Origin of the sequence: Solwaraspora sp. WMMB762 (assembly GCF_049179115.1) — a bacterium.
In the GTDB taxonomy this organism is placed as follows: Bacteria; Actinomycetota; Actinomycetes; order Mycobacteriales; family Micromonosporaceae; genus Micromonospora_E.
In genome coordinates this window covers 2,904,720-2,927,009 of the sequence record NZ_JBMHMD010000001.1, presented here as the reverse complement: position 1 = coordinate 2,927,009, position 22,290 = coordinate 2,904,720, and the positions used below count along the sequence as shown (strand labels likewise).

13 protein-coding genes, 1 tRNA gene and 1 pseudogene are annotated in these 22,290 nt (G+C 71.8%); 5 read left to right on the top strand and 10 right to left on the bottom strand.

Annotated elements, in window-relative coordinates; all coding sequences use genetic code 11:
- Nucleotide 1: 1 nt before the first annotated feature.
- Entirely contained in the window at nucleotides 2-1,243 is a 1,242-nt protein-coding gene (locus ACN27J_RS12980) for a DUF1501 domain-containing protein (protein ID WP_421366330.1), read from the top strand.
- Here the strand turns inward: ACN27J_RS12980 and ACN27J_RS12975 are convergent, their stop codons facing one another.
- Both ACN27J_RS12975 and ACN27J_RS12970 read right to left on the bottom strand, forming a co-directional pair.
- On the bottom strand, nucleotides 1,244-2,806 hold the full coding sequence (locus ACN27J_RS12975) for a trypsin-like peptidase domain-containing protein (RefSeq protein ID WP_421366327.1): 1,563 nt from the start codon (nucleotides 2,804-2,806) through the stop codon (nucleotides 1,244-1,246).
- Between the two features lie 373 nt (nucleotides 2,807-3,179).
- Nucleotides 3,180-3,252 (bottom strand) — tRNA-Arg (locus ACN27J_RS12970).
- Between the two features lie 227 nt (nucleotides 3,253-3,479).
- On the opposite strand from ACN27J_RS12970, the gene ACN27J_RS12965 reads away from it, so the two are divergent.
- Together ACN27J_RS12965 and ACN27J_RS12960 are read left to right on the top strand one after the other, a co-directional pair.
- A complete protein-coding gene (locus ACN27J_RS12965) occupies nucleotides 3,480-4,151 on the top strand; it encodes a DUF433 domain-containing protein (protein WP_421366324.1) in 672 nt (223 codons plus the stop codon).
- A 323-nt stretch (nucleotides 4,152-4,474) separates the two neighbouring features.
- Entirely contained in the window at nucleotides 4,475-4,969 is a 495-nt protein-coding gene (locus ACN27J_RS12960) for a hypothetical protein (RefSeq protein WP_421366322.1), read from the top strand.
- An 88-nt stretch (nucleotides 4,970-5,057) separates the two neighbouring features.
- Here ACN27J_RS12960 and ACN27J_RS12955 read toward each other — a convergent pair whose 3' ends face one another.
- Nucleotides 5,058-5,228, bottom strand: coding sequence for a hypothetical protein (locus ACN27J_RS12955; protein ID WP_278170959.1), 171 nt, complete (start codon nucleotides 5,226-5,228; stop codon nucleotides 5,058-5,060).
- A 207-nt stretch (nucleotides 5,229-5,435) separates the two neighbouring features.
- On the opposite strand from ACN27J_RS12955, the gene ACN27J_RS12950 reads away from it, so the two are divergent.
- Nucleotides 5,436-6,149, top strand: a complete 714-nt coding sequence (locus tag ACN27J_RS12950) for an iron transporter (protein ID WP_421366319.1) — start codon at nucleotides 5,436-5,438, stop codon at nucleotides 6,147-6,149.
- A 48-nt stretch (nucleotides 6,150-6,197) separates the two neighbouring features.
- On the opposite strand, the gene ACN27J_RS12945 is transcribed toward ACN27J_RS12950, so the two are convergent.
- Genes ACN27J_RS12945 through ACN27J_RS12925 form a run of 5 tightly spaced genes read right to left on the bottom strand, consistent with a single transcriptional unit; the run spans nucleotide 6,198 to nucleotide 18,200 of the window.
- On the bottom strand, nucleotides 6,198-7,400 hold the full coding sequence (locus ACN27J_RS12945) for a PP2C family protein-serine/threonine phosphatase (RefSeq protein ID WP_421366317.1): 1,203 nt from the start codon (nucleotides 7,398-7,400) through the stop codon (nucleotides 6,198-6,200).
- A 26-nt stretch (nucleotides 7,401-7,426) separates the two neighbouring features.
- Nucleotides 7,427-7,729 carry an acyl carrier protein gene (locus ACN27J_RS12940; protein WP_421366315.1) on the bottom strand — a complete coding sequence of 101 codons (303 nt, stop codon included), beginning with the start codon at nucleotides 7,727-7,729 and terminating at the stop codon, nucleotides 7,427-7,429.
- Between the two features lie 23 nt (nucleotides 7,730-7,752).
- Nucleotides 7,753-10,932: a non-ribosomal peptide synthetase gene (locus tag ACN27J_RS12935; RefSeq protein WP_421366313.1), complete on the bottom strand. Its 3,180-nt coding sequence runs from the start codon at nucleotides 10,930-10,932 to the stop codon at nucleotides 7,753-7,755.
- Between the two features lie 60 nt (nucleotides 10,933-10,992).
- On the bottom strand, nucleotides 10,993-12,546 hold the full coding sequence (locus ACN27J_RS12930) for a class I adenylate-forming enzyme family protein (RefSeq protein WP_421366311.1): 1,554 nt from the start codon (nucleotides 12,544-12,546) through the stop codon (nucleotides 10,993-10,995).
- A complete protein-coding gene (locus tag ACN27J_RS12925; RefSeq protein ID WP_421366309.1) occupies nucleotides 12,543-18,200 on the bottom strand; it encodes an amino acid adenylation domain-containing protein in 5,658 nt (1,885 codons plus the stop codon). Before ACN27J_RS12925 ends, ACN27J_RS12930 begins: the two co-directional genes overlap by 4 nt.
- 183 nt (nucleotides 18,201-18,383) lie before the next feature.
- Here ACN27J_RS12925 and ACN27J_RS12920 point away from each other — a divergent pair, with 183 nt between their 5' ends.
- Nucleotides 18,384-19,802: a condensation domain-containing protein gene (locus tag ACN27J_RS12920; RefSeq protein ID WP_421366307.1), complete on the top strand. Its 1,419-nt coding sequence runs from the start codon at nucleotides 18,384-18,386 to the stop codon at nucleotides 19,800-19,802.
- Between the two features lie 285 nt (nucleotides 19,803-20,087).
- On the opposite strand, the gene mmsB is transcribed toward ACN27J_RS12920, so the two are convergent.
- On the bottom strand, nucleotides 20,088-21,269 hold the full coding sequence (gene mmsB / locus ACN27J_RS12915; protein WP_421366305.1) for a multiple monosaccharide ABC transporter permease: 1,182 nt from the start codon (nucleotides 21,267-21,269) through the stop codon (nucleotides 20,088-20,090).
- Nucleotides 21,266-22,201, bottom strand: a pseudogene (locus tag ACN27J_RS12910) (ATP-binding cassette domain-containing protein); the annotation flags it as partial. The pseudogene ACN27J_RS12910 and the gene mmsB, both read right to left, overlap by 4 nt.
- Nucleotides 22,202-22,290 lie beyond the last annotated feature (89 nt).

The following is a 22,290-nucleotide window of genomic DNA, read 5'->3' as shown; positions in this document are numbered from 1 at the left end:
CATGGATCCGTTGACCCGACGCACGTTCCTGCTGGCCTCCGGCGCGGTCGGCGGCGGTGCGCTCGCCGCAGCCGGCCTGGGCATCGCTGAGCTGCTGGCCAAGGGCGACAAGGACGGCGAGCCCGGACCGGCCGACACGCTGGTGATCGTGACGCTGTACGGAGGCAACGACGGGCTGAACACGGTCATCCCGTACGCCGACCCGGCCTACCACTCTGCCCGGCCGGAGCTTGCCTACGCCCCCGAGGAGGTGCTGCACCTCGACGGCGTGCTCGGCCTCAACCCCGCGCTGGGCGGACTGAAGCGGCTCTGGGACGACAAGCGGTTGGCAGTCGTCCTCGGCGTCGGATACCCCCGGCCGGACCGCAGCCACTTCCGGTCGATGGACATCTGGCAGACAGCGTCGCCCGACGCGCCGATCCGGACCGGCTGGGTGGGGCGCTGGCTCGACGGGATCCAGGCATCGCCGGAAGCGGCCGTCAGCTTCGAGCCGGTGCTTCCGCCACTGCTGGCAGGCGAGACGCGGGCGGGAGCGAGTGTCACGCTCGGCGCACCCCAACTGCCCGCCGGGATCAGCGCGGAGATGGTCCGCGCGCTCGGGCGCGAACAGCGGGGCGAGGACGTCCTGCAGGCGCGGGCGGCGACCGCGCTGCACGACTTCCTGCGGGTCGACGGCCTGATCCGACGGGTACGGGAGTCCGATCAGCCGTTCGAGGCCGGCGAGGCCGGACACCTCCCGGCCACCGGCACGGGCGGTGAGACGTCACTGGCCACCCAACTCGCGCTCGTGCACCGGTGCATCGAGGCAGGTGTGCCCACCCGGGTCTACTCGGTCAGCCTGGGCGGCTTCGACACGCACGCCGACGAGCGGCCCGCGCAGGAACGGCTGCTCAAGGAGGTCGACGGGGCGCTGGCCATGTTCATGGACCGGCTGGCGACGAGCCCGGCCGGGCGCAACGTCACAGTCGTTGTCTACAGTGAGTTCGGCCGCCGGGTGCGCGCCAATGCCTCCGATGGCACCGACCACGGGACCGCCGGACCGGTCTTCGTACTCGGTCCCCGGGTAGCCGGGGGCTTCCACGGCGAACAGCCCAGCCTCACCGACCTCGACGACGGCGATCTGAAGGCGACCACCGACTTCCGGGACGTCTTCGGCACGCTGCTCGCCTCCGTACTGCACGCCGATCCGGCCCGCTACCTGGAGGGATACCAGCCGAAGCCACTGTCCCTGCTCGCGCTGTAGCTAGTGGTGGCGGTTGGGCCCGTGCGGGTCGGGCCCGACTTCGTCGGGCAACGCCTCGTCGTCGGGCCACGTCTCGTCGTCGGGTGCTGTCCCCTGTCGCGCGGCGGGCGGCGACTGGTGGGTGGGTGCGGGTGGCTGGTAGTTGGGTGCGGACGGCTGGTAGATGGGTGCGGGCGGGTATTCCTGCGCTGGCTGTTGTGCCGGATAGGCGGGTGCCGAGGGGTACCCGGGCGTGGGCTGGCCCGGGTATCCGGGCACCGGCGAGAACGGGTACGTCGCGGCCGGCGACACCAGCTCGACCGACGCGGCCCGGCGGCGGGCACGGCGCCGCAGAAGCAGCACCACGAGCACGATCAGCCCGATCACCAGCGCACCGCCCGCTGCGCCGCTGGCCCAGATCAGCCAGCCGGCTCCGTCGGCAAACTTGTCCTCGATCTTCTGCAGTTCGGTGGCGTTCTGCCGGTACGTCTGGGCGACCGAGTTCACCGGCGAGTTCTCTACGACGGTGCCGAGCTGGCTGATGGCGGTCTCGTAGTCACCGGCGAAGTAGGCGTCGAGCCCGCTGCGGAACAGTTGGTCGGTCTCGCCCAACGCGTTGTCGACGCCCGCCTCGGTGAGCAGCGCGGTGACGGTCGTCATCGGCACCAGCGCACGGTTCGCCCGGTCGGGCAGTTCCAGGTCGTTGTCGAGCACACCGACGACGTGACCGTTCGTGTCGATAGCCATCCCGCCAAGCGAGTGGATGCCGACGTCCTCGTTGACCCGGTACAGCGACGCGGAGCCGCGGGTGCCGGTACCGATGACCTTCACCGGCCTGGAGCGCAGCGAGTAGGTCGCCGTGCGGGGATCGACCTCGTCGGTGGCGTAGCCGACCACGACCAGCGAGGCCCCCGGGTCGAGAGTGCCCGACGAGGCCAGCTCGACCGCGGGCAGGTTCTGCTGCTCCAGCTTGACCAGGGCGATGTTGCCGGCGTCGGCGTCCAGCACCTCGACCACCTCGCCGGGGATCGCCGGGCTCTCCGTCAGACCGCCCGTGGGTGCCACGCCGAGCTGCCCGTACACCTGATGGTCCGGCTCGTCTGCGGCCTCGATGCCGGTGAAGACGCTCTGGCGGAGGTTGTCGGCGACGTAGCGGTCGAGCGCGTCGGACTCGAGAGTCTCCTCCGCGATGAGGATGCGTCCGAGCGAGTAGAGGGCGTTCTGCGCTGCGGTGTCCTTCGCCGGCCGAACGCAGAGCCCGTTGGTGATCACCTCGCCGCCGGTGCCGACGACGAAGCCGCTGCACCGCCGGGTGAAGGTGATCGGCGACGCGCGCAGTGGTGCGTTGGACTGCTTGTCCCGCAGGTATCCGGTGTAGACCACTTCGACGTAGACCAGTGACGGCGAGGCGATCGCCAGGGCACGCTCATCCAGCGTGTACGGCGGAGCTGCGGTCGCCGGAGCCGGCGTCACAAGGACCCCCAGCGCCATGGTGACCGCGGCCGCGTACGCGACAACGCCGGTCAGCCACGACGCGCGCGCGCCCGCGCCGAGCGTACGGGATGAAACTCGCCTAACAGTCATTTTTGGACTCACAGGTTGGGCTGGTGCTGGTAGCGTCTTCCACCCTACGCACCAGTCGCGAAACACCCGCGTATGGTGACGGGCCTCCGGCACTGTGGCTGTGGCACCCCGAAACGACTCTCCGGGCTGCTGTGCCTGCCGTCACAACGTGTACTCGTGATCGAGCGCGCTTGGCGACTGCCCTGGGCTAGGTGGCGCTGCCGCTGGGGCGCGGACGAGCTTGCGAAGCTGGAAGCGGCGCAGGACCGCGCGGACGCCGACGCTGAGCGGATCTGGGGCGTACGAGCCGAGTCCGGCTGGCTGCAGATCCTGCTGCCTACGACCGCGATATGCGTACGCGCTGGTCAGCTGGCGTTTTCGCTGATCTCTGGGGTGCCCCCGGCAGGATTCGAACCTGCGGCACACGGTTTAGGAAACCGTTGCTCTATCCCCTGAGCTACGAGGGCGCGAGGGCCCAGTCTAGCGACCTGGGGTTCACCTTGGGTGGCAGGGAGTCGCCCACGTTCACCCACGTCCCCCGCCCCCGTTCTCCCAGGCCAGGACCACAGCTCGAGTACACGAATCCCGGTCTGCGACCGGCGGTCCGTCCTACGCGGGCTGCACAGCCATGAAGGCGTCGCACAGGGCCGTCTGGCATACCCATGGAGAAGCTGATGCGTGGGAGACTGGCACGGTGGTGAGCGTCCTGGAGCGTGAGATCTTCTCGGAGGCGGAGGCTGCCCGACTTCTGCGGGTGGCGCAGTCGACGCTGCACTACTGGCTGGACGGCGACGAGCGTAAGGGACGCCGGCACAAACCCGTGCTACGCACCGAGCCGCGCGGCGCCCGTTCGGTCACGTGGGCCGAGTTCGTCGAGGCGGGGCTGTTGCGGGAGTACCGCCGTACCCACCGGGTGCCGATGGTCGAGCTGCGGGCGTTCATCGACCTGCTCCGGGAGGAATTCGGGGTGCCCTACCCACTCGCCGACCGCCGACCGTACGTCGCCGGCAAAAAACTCGTTCTGCAAGCTCAGGCGGAGGCCGGTCTCGACCCGGAATACTGCCTGGTGGCCGCAGTCGGTAACCAGTTGCTGCTCACTCCTCCGTCGGCGGCGTTCGTCGAGCGGGTCACCTGGGACGGCGATGTCGCTGCCGGCTGGCGACCGGACCCCAACCCCCAGTCCCCGGTGCGTATCCTGCCGGATGTCCGGTTCGGTCGGCCGTCGATCAAGGGGATCAGCACCGAGGTGCTCTGGGAGCAGGACGAGGCAGGGCTGGGCGTCGAGGAGATTGCCGAGACGTACCAGCTCGACGTGCCCGACGTGCGGTGGGCGCTGGCGTACGAGAACTCCCAACGCGCCGCGTGAGCAGGATCAAACCTGCCGAGGTCCGGTTCTATATCGATGCCGACCTCATCGGCCTTGCGCGCGTCCTCGCCGGCCTCCGAGCCGCGACCCTTCATCTACGCAGCCACATTTACGCAGCCACCCGAACCACGATGCGGCAGATCCCGCTGACCTGACGCGGTCGTGAGAGGCCATCGCCCACGGGCATAAGCGGAGCGCCCGGTGGCGGTGACTCGTCCTGGCCGGTGGGCGTCGTCGCCGGTCGCCGGGCTCGGTCGGCAAGCGGTCCGTACCCGGGCCAAGTTCTTACGGAAAGGTGACGTCCCATCACTGTAGGTGTCCTGATGGAGATCGACGGCCGTAGCATTCTGCTGTCCCTCCGCCGGGCGGACCGATCCAGAGGAGAACATGTGAGAATGCCTTACGCGGCTCGGGTGGCAACGGCGACGGTTGTCGGTCTCGCCGCCGTCTCGCTCACCGCAGCCAGCTCTGCCAGCGCCACGGGATCCACGGCAGCCAACCGTCGCCCAATCTGCAACAGTGTGGGCTTCAACCTGCCAGCCACGGTCGGCGGGACGGTCACCATCCCGGTCACCGACCACGCCGCCGATCCTGACCTGACCCCGATCTCTCTGGTAGGGGTGTTCGGCGGTGCGCCCCTCGGGTCGGTGGTGATCTCCGACAACGGCACCGCCGCGACCACCAACGACGACGTTCTGATTTTCACCCGTACGAGTGGCAGCCGCGGCGCGGCGCACCTTTACTGGACCGTCTCGGACGGCACGCTCAACGCGCAGTGCGTCGCGACCGGTTACGACCTGCCGCCGGGTAACGGCTGACCCACTGACGCGACGACGGCAACAAACACGGCAACGGCACCAGCCCGCCGACAGCACGGAGCCGGAAGCGGGCTGGCGCGGCCGCTGGTCAACGGCTCATGGCCTGCTTCGCGGTCTGCTTGGCTGACTGCGGGTCTGCGCCCTTGCCGACCTTCTTCAGCGCCTGGCGTAGCTCGGCCTCGGACATCTTCGAGTTGCCTTCGATGCCGGCCTCGTGTGCCTGCCGCCGCAGATCGTGCAGCTGATCGCGGTTACCCATCTCGACCTCCCGGGTCCGGTACGGCACGCGTCCGGCGTGCCCCGATGTCCATCGGCTTCCCGGCCGACGGCGTGGCTAACGTCTGCCGGTGGGTGACCGGTGCCGCCCACCAGGTGACCCAGCCTGCCCGGCGGGGTGAAGTAATAGCGCGGCCGCTGCGGGGTAGACCCAGGTGAGAAGGCAACCAGATCGACCCGGAGGGTCACCATGACGACACCAGCGGCGCAGCCGCCCATGCGGACCAGCAACGAGGCCACCGAGGAGCAGCTCGCCGTCGCCCGGCGGCAGGGTCAGGCGTACGGCGGCGCGCTGCGCGCCATGGCCGAGGAGGACGGCGCGCTGAGCCAGCTGGCCGGCGACTACCTCGTGGCGTTCGTCAACGAGGAGGCGGAGGGCATGTACGAGCTCTCCGGCGGTCAGCTGGTCTGGCGGGAGGCTGCCCCGGATGCGAACGTGCATCTGGAGGTCGCGGTCGCGGATGCCGCCGACGGCCGGTTCATTCCCGGTCTGGACGTGCGGATCACGGTCAGCCGGAACGGTCAACCGGTCGCCACCGCCGGCCTGCCGTTCCTGTGGCACCCGTTCCTGTACCACTATGGCGGAAACGCCTCGGTGCCCGGTCCCGGCCCGTACGACGTGACGGTCCGGATCGCGCCGCCGCAGTTCATGCGGCACGACCCGGTCAACGGCAAGCGGTACGCGACTCCGGTCGAGGTGCGCTTCGACCAGGTGACGTTCGCAAACGGGCGCAAGACCAGCCCGGACGCGCAGCCCCGGGGTGCCGACGCCCCGACGATCGGCGGGGACGGCACCGGCCCACGCGACTGGGCGGACACCGCTGCCGCCTCCCGTACCTCGGACGACGCCGGTGCCCGTACCCCGCACGACGCCGCCGGGGTGCCGTCGATTGGCCGCTGGTAACGCCCGCGACATCGACTGCAGCTGTCGGCGGCGGAGCGCCAACAGTGGCTACCGGCGGCGGAGCGCCAACATGGCGATGTCGTCAACCAGTGGTCGGCCGTCCACCAGCGCGCCCATTGTCTCGGCGCAGGCCGTCTCGGCGCTGGTGGCGACCAACGAGTCGGACAACTGACGCAGGCCGTTGTCGATGGTCGGCCCGCACCGCTCCACCAGGCCGTCGGTGAAGAAGAACAGCAATGCGCCGGGCTCGAGGGCGTGCCTGCGCACCCGGCGTGGCCGGTGGATGCGGGTGCCGAGCGGAAGGTCCGCCGGCACCGGCAAGCTGTGTGCGGCGTGGCCACCGCCGATGGTTACCGGCGGCGGATGGCCGGCCGTCGACACCGACACGACCGTCCGGGTGGGGTCGATCGTCGCGTAGCACACCGTCGCCATCATGCCCGGCTCGAAATGCTGCACCTTGCGGTCCAGCCGGGCGAGCACGTCGGCCGGGTCGGTGGTTTCCAGAGCGTACGCGCGCAGCGCGCTGCGCAGCCGGCCCATCACGGTCGCCGCGTGCAGCCCGCGTCCGGTGACATCGCCGATCGCCACGCCGACCCACCCGTCGGGCAGCGGCAGTACGTCGTACCAGTCGCCGCCGACCCCGGCGTCGTGGCCGGCGACGTACCGGGCGGCGAACTCCAGCCCGGTGACCGTCGGTAGTTCGGTAGGTAGCAGGTCGTACTGCAGCGCCAGGGTGGCGGCGCGGTCGACCTGGCTTTCGCGGGCCTGGTCGGCCAGGGCGATCCGGTCGGCCAGTAGCCGTAGCATTTGTTCGTCGTCGCAGGCCGGCCCGCGTCGTCGGGTTGCCACGTGCAGCACCCCGCCGACCGAGCCGCCGATCGTCACCGGCACCGCCAGCAGTGACCGGATGCCCTGCCCCTGCAACGCCGGATGCGCCAGCGCGTCGTCGTCAGGGTCGGTCAGCGTGACCGTGTCACCGGTGGTCAGCACCTTGCCGGCGTACCCGCGACCGAGCGGCAGCCGGGCCGGCGGTTCGTGGCCGGCCTCGATACCCCAGGCCGCGGCGGTGACCAGCTGCTGGGAGTGTGCGTCGAGCAGGCAGACGGCGGCGGAGTCGACGCCGAGCAGCCCGCCGGTGCGGGCCAGCGACTCGACCAGCAGCGCGTCGAAACCCAGCCGGGACAGGGCAGGGTCGGTGATCGCCTCGATGCGTTTGAGGCGCTCGTCCGCGTTCCCACCCTCGACCGACACGAACGCAGCCTAGTCGAGTGGCCGGCTCACCCGGGGGTGGTGGCCCGGTCCGGCTCCGCCTCGTCGCGGGCGTCGACGATCGCGGCCACCAGGTCATCCAGAGTGTCCATCCGCTGGCCGGGGCCGTCGAACTCCACCTCGACGCCGAACTCGGCCTCGACGGCGTCGACCAGTCGGAGCAGGCCCAGCGAGTCGACTCCCAGCGCGATCAGCGATCCGCCGTCGGTCAGCTGGTCGACCGGCACCGTGCCGCCGGTTGCCTCGTCGACCAGCTCCATCACCCGCTGCCGCAGCGTCGTGGTGTCCACCGAGTCCTCCTTCGTCTCCACGTTGTTCAGCGTCGGCCGCTGGTTCAGCACCGGCCGCCGGCTTCGCGGACCAGGTCGGCGATCTCGGCGATCGTCGGCGTGTCGAAGAACGCGTCCAACGGCACCTCGACGCCGAGCCGACGGTGGATCCGGCTACTGATCCGGGTGATCGTCAACGAGTGCCCGCCCAGGTCGAACAGGTCTTCGTCAATGCCGATCTCGGCGATCTGCAGCACGTCCTGCCAGATTGATCGGATCTCCTCGACGATTGGGTCGGCCTCGACGACCGCAGCGGCGCCGTCGACCAGGTCCGTCGGGGCCGTCGGGTCCGTACCGCCGGTCGTCGGTGCCGGCAGCGCGGCCCGGTCCAGTTTTCCGTTCGGGCTCACCGGTAGCCGATCGAGCAGCACCCAGTCGGTGGGCACCATCGCCGTGGGCAGCGTCTCGGTCAGGTGCCGGCGCAGCTCGGCGATGGTCGGCGCGGCACCGCGGGGCACCAGGTAGGCGACGAGCCGCGGCGACGCCTCGTCCGTCCCGTTCAGTAGTACGGCGGCCTCGGCGAGAGCCGGATGCTCCAGCAGCCGGCCGGTGATCTCACCCAGCTCCACCCGGTGGCCGCGGATCTTCACCTGGTCGTCCGCCCGGCCGAGGAATTCCAGCCGGCCGTCGGGCAGCCAGCGACACAGGTCGCCAGTGCGGTAGAGACGACAGCCGGCGTCGGTAGCGTACGGGTCGGGGACGAACCGCTCGGCGGTCAGCTCGGGGCGGTTCAGGTAGCCGTCGGCGACGCCCCGCCCGCCCAGGTACAGGTCGCCGGGCACTCCGATCGGCACCGGCCGCCGCCGCCCGTCCAGCAGGTACGCGGTGGTGTTCGGCACCGGCCGGCCGATGGTGACCTCGGCCGGTTCCGGCGGGATTTCCGCCATCGTCGCGTAGATCGTCGCCTCGGTCGGGCCGTACCCGTTGACCAGCCGGGCCACCCGTGAGCGCAACTGGCGGGCCAGCGGGACCGCCAGCGCCTCGCCGCCGGTGACCGCCACCACCTGGTCGTCGAGCCCGGCCTCCAGCAGGACCCGCCAACCCGACGGAGTCGCCTGCACATGTGTCACCCGGCTCTCGCGCACCAGCCGTAGCACCCCGGCGCCGTCGAGCGCGCTGACGCCGGAGGCCACCACCACCTGGCCGCCGGTGGTCAGCGGCAGGTAGACCTCGACCCCCGAGATGTCGAACGACGGCGAGGTCAGGTTGAGCCACCGGTCAGCCGGCCCACTGTCGAACATGTCCCGCATGCCGAGCAGGAGGTTGGCCAGCGCACCGTGCGGGACACGCACCCCCTTTGGCCGCCCGGTGGAACCCGAGGTGTAGAGCACGTACGCCAGCTCGTCCGGGCCGGGCAGGTCCGCAGTCCCCGGGTCAGCGGACCCCGGGTCTGCGGTTTCTGGGGCAGCGGTCGTCAGGTCGAGCTGGTCGAGGGTGAGCACCGGTGACCCGGCGGGCAGGGCGGCCGCCGTACCGCTGGTGGTCAGTACCAGCGCCGGCGCGGCGTCGTCGAGAATCATTGCCTGCCGGGCCGGCGGATAGTTGGGGTCGACGGGCACGTACGCGGCCCGGCTGCGCAGCACCGCGAGCAGCGCGACGACCGCCTGCCAGGAGCGGTCCAGCAGCACCGCGACCAGCGATCCCGCCCCGACGCCACGGGCCCGCAGCAGCCCGGCGAGCCGGGCACTGGCCGCGTCGAGTTCGGCGTAGCTCAACGTACGTCCACCGTCGACGACCGCGACGGCGTCCGGTGTCCGCCGTACCGCCGCCGCGAACAGCAGCGGCACGGTCGCGTCGGCCGGGTAGTCGCGGCCGGTGGCGTTCCAGCCACGGCAGACCAGCTCGGACTCGGCGGGAGGCAGCACCGGCAGGTCGGCGACCGGCTGTTCCGGGTCGGTGGCCACGGCGGCCAGCAGGGTCCGCAGGTGGTCGCCGATCCGGGTGACGGCGGCGGCGGGAACAGCCGTCGGGCTGAACTGCAGGTTGATCTCCAGGTTGCTTCCCAGGTGCTCCTGGTCGCTGTCCGGTGCCGGCCCGTCGACGACCTGGATGTGCAGCGCGTTGCGGGCCGCGCCGCTGAACATCGCCCAGTCGACGGTGGTCGGCACCGCAGCGAACGTGGGTTCCGGCGCGCGGCGGCGGTAGCCGATCGACACCGGGGTGAGCGCGGGCGCCGGCCGCAGCCCGGTGGCCACGTGCGCCAGCGGGACGGCCCGGAACCGGTTCAGCGCCCGCGTCTCGTCCCGGACGGCGTGCGCGAGGTCGCGGAAACCCGCGTCGTCGGTCACCGGAACGGTCACCGGCAGTTCGTTGACGAACAGTCCGATCTCGTCGGCGTCGTCGGCGGTACGGGTCGACACCCCGACACCGACCGGGACCTGCTGGTTGCCGTACCTGTGCAGCAGCGCGTGCACCGCGGCCAGCAGCAGCTCGAACCGGGTGACCCCGAGCTTGCGCCGGGCCTGGTCGAGCCCGGCGACCAGACCCGGCTCCAGGACCACCGGTACGGCGTCGCCGGGTTCGGCGCCGGTCGGCACCCGGGTGAGACCGGGCAGCACCAGCCCACCCGGGCCGGACCAGCGGGTGGCCCAGTGGTCTGCGGCCGCCGCCGACTCGGCCGCGACCCGGTCCCGTTCGGTGCCGGCACGTGCCGCGTACCCGTCGGTCGGGGCCGTGTACCCGTCGGTCGGGGCCGCCGGCAGTTCGACCGGGCGACCGGCGCGGGCGGCACCGTACGCCGCCGCCAGGTCCCGGACCAGCACGTCCTTGGACGTACCGTCGAAGACCAGGTGGTGGGCGGTGATCAGCAGCAGGTGCCGGCCACCGCCGGCGGCGGGGATCAGACTGAACCTGGCCAGCGGACCGGTGCGCAGGTCGTGGCGGCGGGCGATCTCCGCCGCGATCAGCCGGTCGACGTCCGCGCCACCGGCCGGCGGCGTCAGCCGCCGCAGCGTCGGGCGGTCGGCGGCCGGGGCGAGTCGCGGTACGCCGTCGCTGTCGTCGACCCGGGCGGCCAGGACCGGGTGCCGGTCGACGACGGCGGCGCACGCCGTGGCCAGCGCCGCCTGGTCCAGGCCGGCGGCGAACCACACTCCGAGAGCCATGTGGTACGCCGTACCCGCCACCCCGGCCTGTTCGGTGAACCAGACGGCGTGCTGCGCGTACGTCGCTTCGGCGGTGCCCACGGGATCCTCCTGATGCTGCTGCTTGTCGATGTCGGACGGTGCGGCCGGGTCGGAGCCTGTTCAGCCCGACGGGTCGAACAGCGCGGCCAGCGTCCGTTTGAGGACCTTGCCGGCCTCGTTTCGGGGCAGCGTCTCGACGACCAGCACCCGGGCCGGCAGTTGGTAGTCGGCGAGCCGGTCGGCCAGGAATGCGCGCACCGTGGGCAGGGTGAGTTCGTGCGGCGGCTGCCCGGCGCGGGGCACCAGCACCGCCCCGACAGCCGACCCGAGCACGGGATGCGCGACGGCGACCACCGCCGCCTCGCCGACGGCCGGATGCTCGTGCAACGCGGCCTCCACCTCCAGCGAGGAGATCTTGAAGGCACCGGACTTGATCATGTCCTGGTGCCGGTCGGCGAGGTACAGGTAGCCGTCGGCGTCCAGCCGGCCGAGATCGCCCATCCGGACCCAGTCCTGACGGAACGTCGCCTCGGTGGCCGGGCCGTCGCGGTAGTACGAGCGCGGATGCGGGCAGCGCAGCCAGACCTCGCCGACGCTGCCCGTCGGCAGCGGCCGGCGCTGTTCGTCGGCGATCATCAGCTGACCGTCGGCCGGCCGGCCCACGGCGGCCCGCCGTGCCGGGTCGAAGATCATCACGGTCTGGGCGGGGGCGGCCTCGGTCGACGAGTAGTAGTTGACGATCGTCGCGGCCGGGAACGTCGTCGCCAGCCGGGTGGCGACCGCCGGTGCGAGCGCCGCCGCCGTCGACCCGATCAGCATCACGCCGGAGGTGTCCCGGCCCCGCAGGGCACCGGAGTCGAGCAGTTCGATCGCCATCGACGGGACCAGGAAGACGGTGCCGGTGCCGGGCGAGGTCACCAGGCGGGCGAACCGTGCCGGGGTGAACCGGGGCAGGGTCAGCGCGGCCGGCTTCGCGGTCAACGCGTTGAACAGCATGGTCTGCCCGGCGTTGGTGCCGATCGGGAAGGCGTGCAGGAAGCGTTCCGAGTGGGCCAGGGCCAGCCGGCGCGGGTGGTTCGGTGCCCCGGCCACCAGGTTGGCGTGACTGGCGCCGACGCCCTTGGGCCGGCCCGTGGTGCCCGAGGTGTAGAGGATCTGAGCCAGGTCAGCGGGTCGCACCGGGGGAGCGGACGCGCCGGTGCCGTCGGCGACCGGGCCGTCGGCGACCAGGTCGGCGAGCGCCAGCGGCGCGACCCCGGTGGGTACGGCCGGCGCCGGCCCGGCCGGAGCGGTCAGCGGGCCGTGCAGCACCAGCCGGGCGGCGCAGTGCCGTACCGCGTACTCCAGTTGGGCCGGGGCGAGGCGGTCGGACAGCGGCACCGCGACCGCGCCGGCCCGCAATACCCCGCAGTACGCCACGGCGTAGCCGGTCCACTCCCGCGCCGCGAACACCAGCGCGACCCGGTCACCGGGGGCCACCCCGGTCCGTCGCAGCGCGGCGGCGACCGCCAGCGACCCGGCCCGCCAGTCGGCGAAGGTGAGCTGGTCCACGCCGTGGACCTCAATGGCGACCCGGTCGGGGTGCAGGGCGCAGCGCCAGTCGAGCAGCTCGGGTACGGTCCGAGCGGCCGGCGCGGCGGCCGGCCGCCGGGGGACACCGGTAGCTGGGCTCATCGGCCACCGCCGGGGGACGCCGCCATCCGGGCCTGCCGGCCTCCGCCGGGGGACGCCGCCACCCGGGCCTGCCGAGTCTCGATGCCGACCAGGTCGTCCGGCGGAGCGTCCGGCACCTCGTCGTCGAACCGGGACAGCACCCGGGTGCGCATCGAGACGATCGCGGTCAGCGCGATGCAGGCGCCGAAGGCGATGTAGAGCAGGGCGATGCCCCGGCCCGGACCGACCCCGATGACCTGCCCGACCGTGTCGGCCAGCGCCCCGTCCGGCATCAGCAGCGGCTCCATCAGGCTGGTGGCCAGCGGGGCGATCACCCCCCAGCCGAGTGGCATCGTCGACCAGGCGACCATCTGGTTGAGCGCGAACACCCGACCGTGGAACCGGGGCGGCACCTTGATCTGGATGATCGTGTTGTAGATGCCGTTGACCAGGCCGAGCGCGCAGTACATGCCGAACGCCCCGGCACCGATGACGAGCAGGCTGGGGCGCAGCCCGGTCACCGTGCAGGCCACCGCGATGCCCAGCGTGCCGATCAGTACCGCCCGCATCCGGTAGCGGCGCGGGCCGCCCCAGACCAGCATCACCAGCCCGCCGACGGCCGCGCCGACCCCGCCGGTGAGCGCGATCTGGGCCACCTCGGCCAGCTCGGCGAAGCCCAGCACCAACGGGGAGAGCAGGAACAGCACCGGGAACAGGAACAGGTTGAGGGCGGCGAAGAAGGCGAGCATGCCGCGGAACTCCTGGCGGCGCAGCGAGTAGCGCAACCCACCGAGGATCTCCTGCCCCAGGCTCTCCCGCCGCTGCAGCGCCAGCGTGCGGGGGAACCGGATGGCGATCAGCACCGCGACGGCGAAGACGTACGCCACCACGTCGATGATCATGATGCCGCGCAGTCCGACCGCCTCCAGCAGCGCGACCGCCAGCAGCGGCACCATGAACTGGGTCAACCCGACCGCGGTCTGGGTAAGGCCGTTGGCGTGGCCGAGGAAGCGTTTCGGCACCAGCTGCGGCACCGCCGACACGAACGACAGCCGTTGGAACGCCAACGCCACCGACAGCCAGCCGACGAGCAGGTAGAAGTGCCAGATCTCGGCCCGGTCGGCGATCAGCAGCCCGGCCATCACCGCCTTGGCGCCGCCGGCGGCGACGCTGGCGGCCAGTAGTACTCGGCGGCGACTCGTCCGGTCGATCAACGCCCCGGCCAGTGGGGCGATCAGCAGCCCGGGAAGCAGGCTGACGATGGAGAACAGGGCGAACCGGGCCAGCGAACCGGTCTCCAGGTAGATCCACAGTGGTACGGCGAAGTTGGTCAGCGCGGTGCCGGTGGTGGTGACGATCTGGCCGGCCGCGACCAGACCGAACCGGCGCAGGCTGGGCTGTGGCCCGCCTGCCCGGTCCGGTCCGGTCGCCGCCCGGTCCGGTGCCGACGGTCCGGACCGGGCCCCCGGCGGGTCGGCGGCCGGGCCTCGGTCGGAGACCGCGTGCAGCCGCCACGCCGGGTCGTCCACCCCCGCGCCGTCGGTGGGTGGCACGTCGGATTCGACCGGTGCGTCCAGCGGCGTCTCGCCCGCCGGCGGCGAGTCCAGCCGCAGGTGGACGCCGGTGACGATCTCCGCCAACTCGCCGGCCCGGTACTTGAGGAAGTAGTGCCCTGCCTCGTCGATCACCGCCAGTGCGGTGCGGTCGGACAGGAAGTGCCACTCCTGGAAGCGTTCCTCATGGAAGTCGGTGCCCCGGTCGCGTTCCCCGACCACCGAGATCACCGGGGCGTGCAGCGGGGTCACCTGGTCACGCATCAGCGCGGTGAAGTAGTCCTCGGAGGCCCGGGCGTCGTGACGCATCGCCCGGATCAGGAACGCCGCCTCCTCCGGGTCGAGGGAACCGATCGACGTGCCCTGCGCCTGCAGCCAGGTGCGGTAGATCCGGTCGCTGCGGACCCGCTCCACCAACCGCAGCCGCAGCAGCGGACCGAGCAACCCGCCGGTCGGCCGGCCGAACGGGAAGATCGCACCGAGGTAGACCGCGGTCAACTCCCGCCCGGCCGCCTCCAGCCGGCGGGCCACCTCGACGGCGAGCGCCCCGCCGGGCCCACAGTGGCCGTAGAGGATCAGCGGCCCGTCGACCCGGTCCAGGATCTCCGCGACCACGCCCTCGGCAACTTCGTCGATCGGCGCCGGCTCGTCGGCCAGCCCGATGTCGTGCCCGGGCATCGCCACCGACAGCAGCCGCCAGCCGGCCGGCAGCGCGTCGGCGAGCGGCTGGTAGACCACCGCGCTGCCGCCGCCGTACGGGACACAGACCAGGGTGGCGACCCGCTCGGCGGCGGAGGCCGGTGCGGTCAGCTCATGCAGCAGCCGACCCCGCTCGGCGTCACCGTCGGTCAGCAGGGCGGCGAGTTCGCGTACGGTCCGGTGCCGGAACAGGTCCATCACGCTGACCGCCGGAGGCGCGCCGTCACCGGCGCGGACCGTCGGCAGTTCCCGGCGCAGCCGGGCGACCACCTGGGTGGCCAGCAGCGAATGCCCGCCCAGCTCGAAGAAGTCGTCGTCGGCGCCGACCCGGGGCACCTGCAGCACCGCCTGCCAGACGGCGGCGATCAGCGTCTGCACCGGACCGGCCGGCTCGACGTACTCCCGGGCGGGCTGATCGTCGCTCGGATCCGGCAGCGCCCTGCGGTCGATCTTGCCGTGCTCCTGCAGCGGCAGCCGGTCCAGCCAGCAGTACCGACTCGGGATCATGTGGTCCGGCAACCGGTCGGCGAGCAGCCGGCGCAGCTCGGCCGGCTCCGGCTCGTGCGCCGGCCCGTGCGCCGGCCCGGGTGCCGTTTCCGGCGCCGGGCCCTGCGGGGCACGTTCCAGGTAGCCGACCAACCGGTCGTCACGCAGCAGTACGGCGGCCTGCCGTACCCCGGGAAGCTCGCGCAGCGCCGCCTCCACCTCACCCAGCTCCACCCGGTAGCCGCGGATCTTGACCTGGTGGTCGGTGCGGCCCAGGAAGAGCAGCTCGCCGTCGGCGCGCCACGCGCCGAGGTCACCGGTGCGGTACAGCCGGGAGCCGGGCGGGCCGAACGGGTCCGGGACGAACCGCTGACTGGTCAGTCCGGGCCGGTTCAGGTAGCCGCGGGCCAGCCGGTCGCCGCCGAGGTACACCTCACCCGCTACGCCGACCGGCACCGGCCGCAGCCGGGCGTCGAGCACGTGCACCCGGGCGTACGGCAGCGGACGGCCGACCGGCACGCTGCCCGGCCCCCGCTCGTGCGCCGACACCCGGTACGTGGTCACCCCGACGGTTGCCTCGGTCGGTCCATAATGGTTGAACACCGGCACGCCGTGCCCGGCCAGGTCCGCCGCCCAGTCCAGGTCGGCCGCCTCGCCGCCGAGGATCAGCGCCCGCCGGGGCAGCAGCCGCGCCGTGTCCACCTCGGCGGCCAGCGCCCGCAGATGCGACGGCGTCATCTTCAGGTAGTCGATCCGCCCGGTGCGCAACGCGTCGGCGAGCTCCTCACCGGTGCACCGCCTCGGCACCAGATGGACCCTGCCGCCGGTCGCCAGCGCCAGGTAGAACACGGTGACGCTGAAGTCGAACGACAGCGACTGCAGCAGCGCGTACCGGCCGGCCGGCACGACGTCGAACCGCTCGGCGACCCCGTCCAGATAGTTCAGCACCTGCCGGTGGGCGACCGCGACCCCCTTGGGAACGCCGGTCGAGCCGGACGTGTAGATGACGTAGGCCAGGTCGTCGCCGCCCGCCGCCCCTGCCGGCGGCCCGGTCGGCTGTCGCGCGACGACCGAGGCGATCCGGTCCAGGCAGATCGCCTCGGCGAGAGCCGGCGGGGCGGCGTCGCCGCCCAGCTCGCCGCGGATCTCGCTGCTGGTCAGTACCACTGTCGGGGCGGCGTCGGCGAGCATCAGCTGCAGCCGGGCGGGTGGCTGCTCGGGGTCGAGCGGCAGGTAGGCCCCGCCGGCCCGCAGTACGGCGAGCAGCGCGACCGCCAACTGCACCGACTGGTCCAGGCAGACGCCGACCAGGTGGCCCGGCGCGACGCCGTGCTCCCGCAGCTGGTGGGCCAGCTGGTTGGCGCGTCGGTCCAGCTCGGCGTAGCTGACCAGGTCGTCGCCGTAGACCACGGCGGGTGCCTGCGGGGTGGCCGTGGCGTGCCGGGTGACCAGGTCGCCGAGGGTGTCCGCCCCGGCAGTGGCCGGTCGCGGTCGGTCGGCGGCGGGCACCGGGCCGGTGCTGAACGCGGTCAGCTGCCGCTGCTGTGCGTCGTCGAGCAGCGGCAGGTCCACCACCGGCCGGTCCGGGTCGGCCACCGCGGCGCGCAGCAACGCCCGGTAGTGCCCGGTGAGCCGTGCCACGGTGGCGGCGTCGAACAGGTCGGTGTTGTAGACCAGCATGGCCCGCAGCCCGTCGTCGGTCTCGCTGACGTAGAGCGACAGGTCGAACCGGGCCGCCGCCGCGTCGCTGCCGAACGCCCCGGTGGTGATCCCGCGCGGCCAGCTGCTCTGCGCCCGCGAGTAGTTCTGCAGGGTGAACAGCACCTGGAACACCGGTGCCCGGCTGACGTCGCGGGCGACGTTGAGCTCCTTGACCAGACGTTCGAACGGGACCTCCTGGTGGCTCAGCGCCCGTAGCACCCGCCCCCGGGTACGGCGCAGCAGCTCACCGAAGCCCGGCTCACGGTCGCCGGCATTGCTGCCGCTGGCGCTGCCGGCACCGCCGCCATCGGCACTGTCGGCCGGTGCCCGGGACAGGTCGGCCCGGATCGCCACCGTGTTGACGAACAGCCCGACGAGGTTCTCCACCTCCGGCACCACCCGGCCGGCGACCGGTGATCCGACGGCGAAGTCCCGCTGCCCGCTGTACCGGAACAGCGTCGCCTGCCAGCCGGCGAGCAGCGTCATGTAGAGGGTGCTGCGGTGGGCCCGGCTCAGTTGGCGCAGCGCGGCGGTGAGCTCGGCGTCGAAGCCGAACCGGTGCACGTCGCCGGCGTAGGACTGCACGGCGGGTCGGGGCCGGTCGGTCGGCAGCTCCAGCGGCGGTACTCCGGCGAGCGCCCCGGTCCAGTAGGCGAGTTCCCGCTGGGCGGCCGGTCCGTCACCGCGTACCCGCTGCCAGGCGGCGTAGTCGGCGTAGTCGATGGCCGGTGCCGACGGCACCGGCAGACCGTCGGTGAGCGCGCCGTAGAGGACGGCGACCTCGGCCAGCAGCAGGTTCAGCGACCAGCCGTCGCTGACGATGTGGTGCATCCCGACGTGCAGCACCTGGTCGTCGTCGCCGAGCCGGACCAGGAGCACCCGCAGCAGCGGTGCGACGGCCAGGTCGAACGGGGTCCGCACGGCGGCGTCGACCAGCTCCCGGGCGTATGTCTCGTCGTCGGCGTCGAGCACCGTGAACGGTACGGTGACCTGCGGTACCACCTCGACCCGCGGCTCGCCGTCGAGGTTCTCGGTGAACCGCATCCGCAGGCTGTCGTGGCGGGCCGCGGCGGTGTCCACTGCGGCGCGCAGCAGGTCGGCATCGAGCGGGCCACCCATCCGTACCGTGCTGTGTACGACGTAGCCGGCGGTGCCCGGCGTCAACTGCTCGGTGAACCAGATCCGCTCCTGCCCGAACGACAGTGCCGGACTTTCCCCATTTCGGTGCTGAATCACTTGTGATTGGATCGGGACATCCTGCGCTGGTACGTCGAGATTCGTCACCCGGATTGCCTTTGATTTGTCTACATGAACCATCAGCCTGACTCCCGTCGTCGGCACGGCGGAATCAACTTTTGGTGCACAGTGGTGCGGACGAACGATCGATTCGATGCACGTCGTGCCGTCGTACCGTCGGGAATGCGATTCGCTGATGCCGTCGTGCCCGCCGAGTGGGCCATGGACGAGTTGATCCACGCGGAATTCCACGGTGGTCGGACCGAGGACGCGCCGATGACCTGGGCACAGCAGGTCATGTGGCGGGCCGCCACCCTGTCGAGGACCCAGCACCTGTTTCTCAACCTGCGCCGGGTGCTGGCGGTGCCGCGCCGGGCCCCGGCCGACCTGTCCAGCGTGGTGCGGGCGATCGGCACGCTGGTCGGCCGGCACGGCGGGCTGCGTACCCGGGTATGCCCGACGGCGGACGGCACGTCGCGGCAGGAGACCGCGGCGGCCGGGCAGGTCCCGGTCCTGGTGGTTGCGGGCACCGGCGACGGCGCCGCGGCGGCCGCCGAGCTCACCCGCCGGCTGGGTGACGTCGCCTTCGACCACGGTCGGGAGTGGCCGGTGCGCTTCGCCGTGGTGCAGGTGGACGGCGTGGTACGCCAGCTGGTGCTGGTCTTCAGCCACTCGACCGTGGACGCGTACGCCGCCGAGGTGGTGCTGCGGGACCTGCGGCTGATCCTGCTCCGGGGCGACCTGGGCACCCCGGCCGGGCTGCAGTCGGTGGACGTGGCCCGCCGCCAGCACGGGCCGGACCAGCGGCGCTCGGGCCGTACCGTGGCGTACTGGCTCCGGCAGTACCGCCGGCTGGCCGACGTCTCGCTCGACGAGCCGGCGCCGCCGGCCACCCCGCGGCTGCACCGGGGCACGCTGGTCTCGTCGGCCGCCGCCACCGCCGCCCGGATGGTCGCCGCCCGGCACCGGGTGAGCGTCTCGACGGTGCTGCTCGCCGCTACCACCGCCCTGTCCGCCGGAGCGACCGGGCGTCAGGTCTGCGGACTGTTCAACATGTCGCACAACCGCTTCCGGCCCGAGTACGTCAATGCGATCGCCAATCTCGGTCAAATCGGCTTCTGCGTGCTGGACATCGCCGATCGGCCGGGATTCTTTGAGCTGTTACCACGGATCTATCGGGTCGCGCTAGACGGCTATTTGCACGCCTACTACGACGCCGTCGCGATGCGGACGACGTTCGAGGAACTCGGCTACGACTACACCACCGCATTCCTGCCGCACTACTATTTCAACGACGTCCGGCTGCCCGGCGGGGACTTGGTGGACGACGCGCCGCCGGTCGCCGAGCAGCAGTTGCGGGCGGCCGCCGACGACAGTCGCTTCTCCCGGACCGACGGACTGGACGCCGCCTCCTGGCACCGCCTGCTGCACGTGGTGGACGAGCCGGAGGCGCTCGGCCTCACCTACACGGTCGACACCCGGTTCCTGGCACCGGAGACGATCGAGCCGTACCTGCGCGACCTGGAGGCGCTGCTCATCGAGGCCGCGTACCGGGACGTGCCGTGGCCCTGGCAGCCCGGCCGCGCCGGTGGGCGGAGTTGACCCGCCGTACGGCACCGGGGCGCTGGACGGGCCGGCGGACAGATCTGCCCCGCCCCCGTCGTGTGGGGGCAGGGCAGATCACGGTAGGCGTGGTTACCTACGGATACGGGTGGCCACCGCAGGCGGCCGGATCGGCCACCGTCACCGGGTTGGCCGGCGCTGGCGGAGCTACTGAGCCCCAGCAGGTTAGCGACGCCCGTGGCATGAGGCCCTGCTGCGCTGGTCGATGGTGAGCTGCGCCGCACCCCGGTGGACAACTCAGCTGGTACGGGTGGATCGGCGGAGTCAGCGGGAGGCGACGCCGGCGCGGCGCTTGCTCCACACATCGAAGGCGACCGCGGCCAGCAGCACCGCACCCTTGACCAGCATGACGTTCTCACTGGGGGCGCCGATCAGCGACATCCCGTTGTTGATCACGCCCATGATCAGACCGCCGGTGACCGCGCCGACCACCTTGCCGACCCCGCCCTGCACGGCCGCCCCGCCGATGAACGCGGCGGCGATCGCGTCCAGCTCGAAGGTGTTGCCGGCGGTCGGTCCAGCCAGGTTGAGCCGGCCAGCGAAGATGATCCCGGCCAGCGCGGAGAGCACCCCCATGTTCACGAAGATCCAGAACACGACGGACTTGACCTTGACCCCGGACAGCACCGCGGCCTGCAGATTGCCGCCGACCGCGTAGATCTGCCGACCGAACACCGACCGCTTGGTCAGCAGCGAGTAGCCGAGCACCAGTGCCGCCAGCAGCACCAGCACCCACGGCAGGTTCTTGAACCGGGCCAGCTGCACGATCACGAACAGCACCGCCGCCGAGGCGCCGACGATCTTGAACAGGAAGACCGGCAGCGGCTCCACCGCCTGGTCGTAGCCGAGCCGGGCGACCCGGGCCCGCCACTGGCTGACCGCGATACCGCCGACCGCGACCAGACCGACCAGCAGGCTGACCAGATCGGCGCCGCCGAGCGGACCCAACCCGATGTTGCCCAGGTAGCCCTCGGTGAAGCCGTTGGCGAGGGTACGCACCGGATCCGGGAACGGCCCGATGCCCTGGTTGCCGAGCACACTCAGGGTCAGCGCCCGGAACAGCAGCATCCCGGCGAGGGTGACGATGAACGCCGGGATTCCGAAGTACGCGATCCAGAAGCCCTGCCAGGCGCCGATCGCGGCACCGGCGATCAGGGTGATCAGCAGGGCCAGTGGCCAGGGCAGGTCGTGCTCGACCATCAGTACGGCGGCGATCGCCCCGGTCGCGCCGACCACCGAGCCGACCGACAGGTCGATGTGCCCGGCGATGATGACCAGGATCATGCCGATCGCCAGGATCAGCACGTACGAGTTCTGCACGATGATGTTGGACAGGTTCTGCGGCTGCAGCAGCGCCCCGTCGGTCAGCACCGCGAACAGCACGACGATCAGCCCGAACGCGATGTAGATGCCGCTCTCGCGAACGTTGATCCGGGCGACGCTCACCGGTCGGCCCCCGATCCCTGCTCCTGTCCCTGCACCATGTGCTGCATGAGTCGCTCCTGGGTGGCGTCGGCCCGCCGCACCTCGCCGGTGATCCGGCCGGCCGACAACGTGTAGATCCGGTCGCACAGCCCGATCAGCTCGGGCAGCTCAGAGGAGATGACCAGGACCGCCGTGCCGTTGTCGGCGATCTGGTTGATGATCGAGTAGATCTCGTACTTGGCGCCGACGTCGATGCCCCGGGTCGGCTCGTCCAGGATCAGCACGTCCGGCTCAGTGAAGATCCACTTGGACAGCACGACCTTCTGCTGGTTGCCGCCGCTGAGCTTGCCGACGATGCTCGCCACGCTCGGCGCCTTGATGTTCATGCTGCGGCGGAACTCCTGCGCCGTCCGGTGCTCGGCGCCCTCGTTGACCCAGCCGCGACGGGCCAGCCGGGTCAGCCCGGCCGCCGACACGTTGCGCTGGATGTCCTCGATCAGGTTCAGCCCGTACCGCTTGCGGTCCTCCGTGGCGTACGCGATGCCGTGGTCGATCGCCTCGCGGACCGAGCGCAGCTGGATCTGCCGGCCGTCCTTGTAGACCCGGCCGCTGATGTCCCGGCCGTACGCCCGGCCGAAGACGCTCATCGCGAGCTCGGTGCGGCCGGCTCCCATCAGCCCGGCCAGCCCGACGACCTCCCCACGGTGCAGGGTGAGGTTGGCGTCGGCGACGACCACCCGGTCCCCGTCCGGGGACCGCACCGTCCACTCCTCGATCCGCAGCGCCTCGGCGCCGATTTTCGGGGTGCGCGGTGGGAACCGGTGCTCCATCGACCGGCCCACCATGCCGGAGATCAGCCGGTCCTCGGTGACCTCGTCGTTCGCCAGGTCCAGCGTCTCGATCAGTTCGCCGTCGCGCAGGATGCTGATCGTGTCGGCGACGGCGAGGATCTGACCGGAAAAACAACCGTGAGTGGGCAGGCGGCAGCGTCGGGGCGCAGCCCCGACGAGGTTCTGAATTTGTCCGTTGGGTGTGGTGCTGG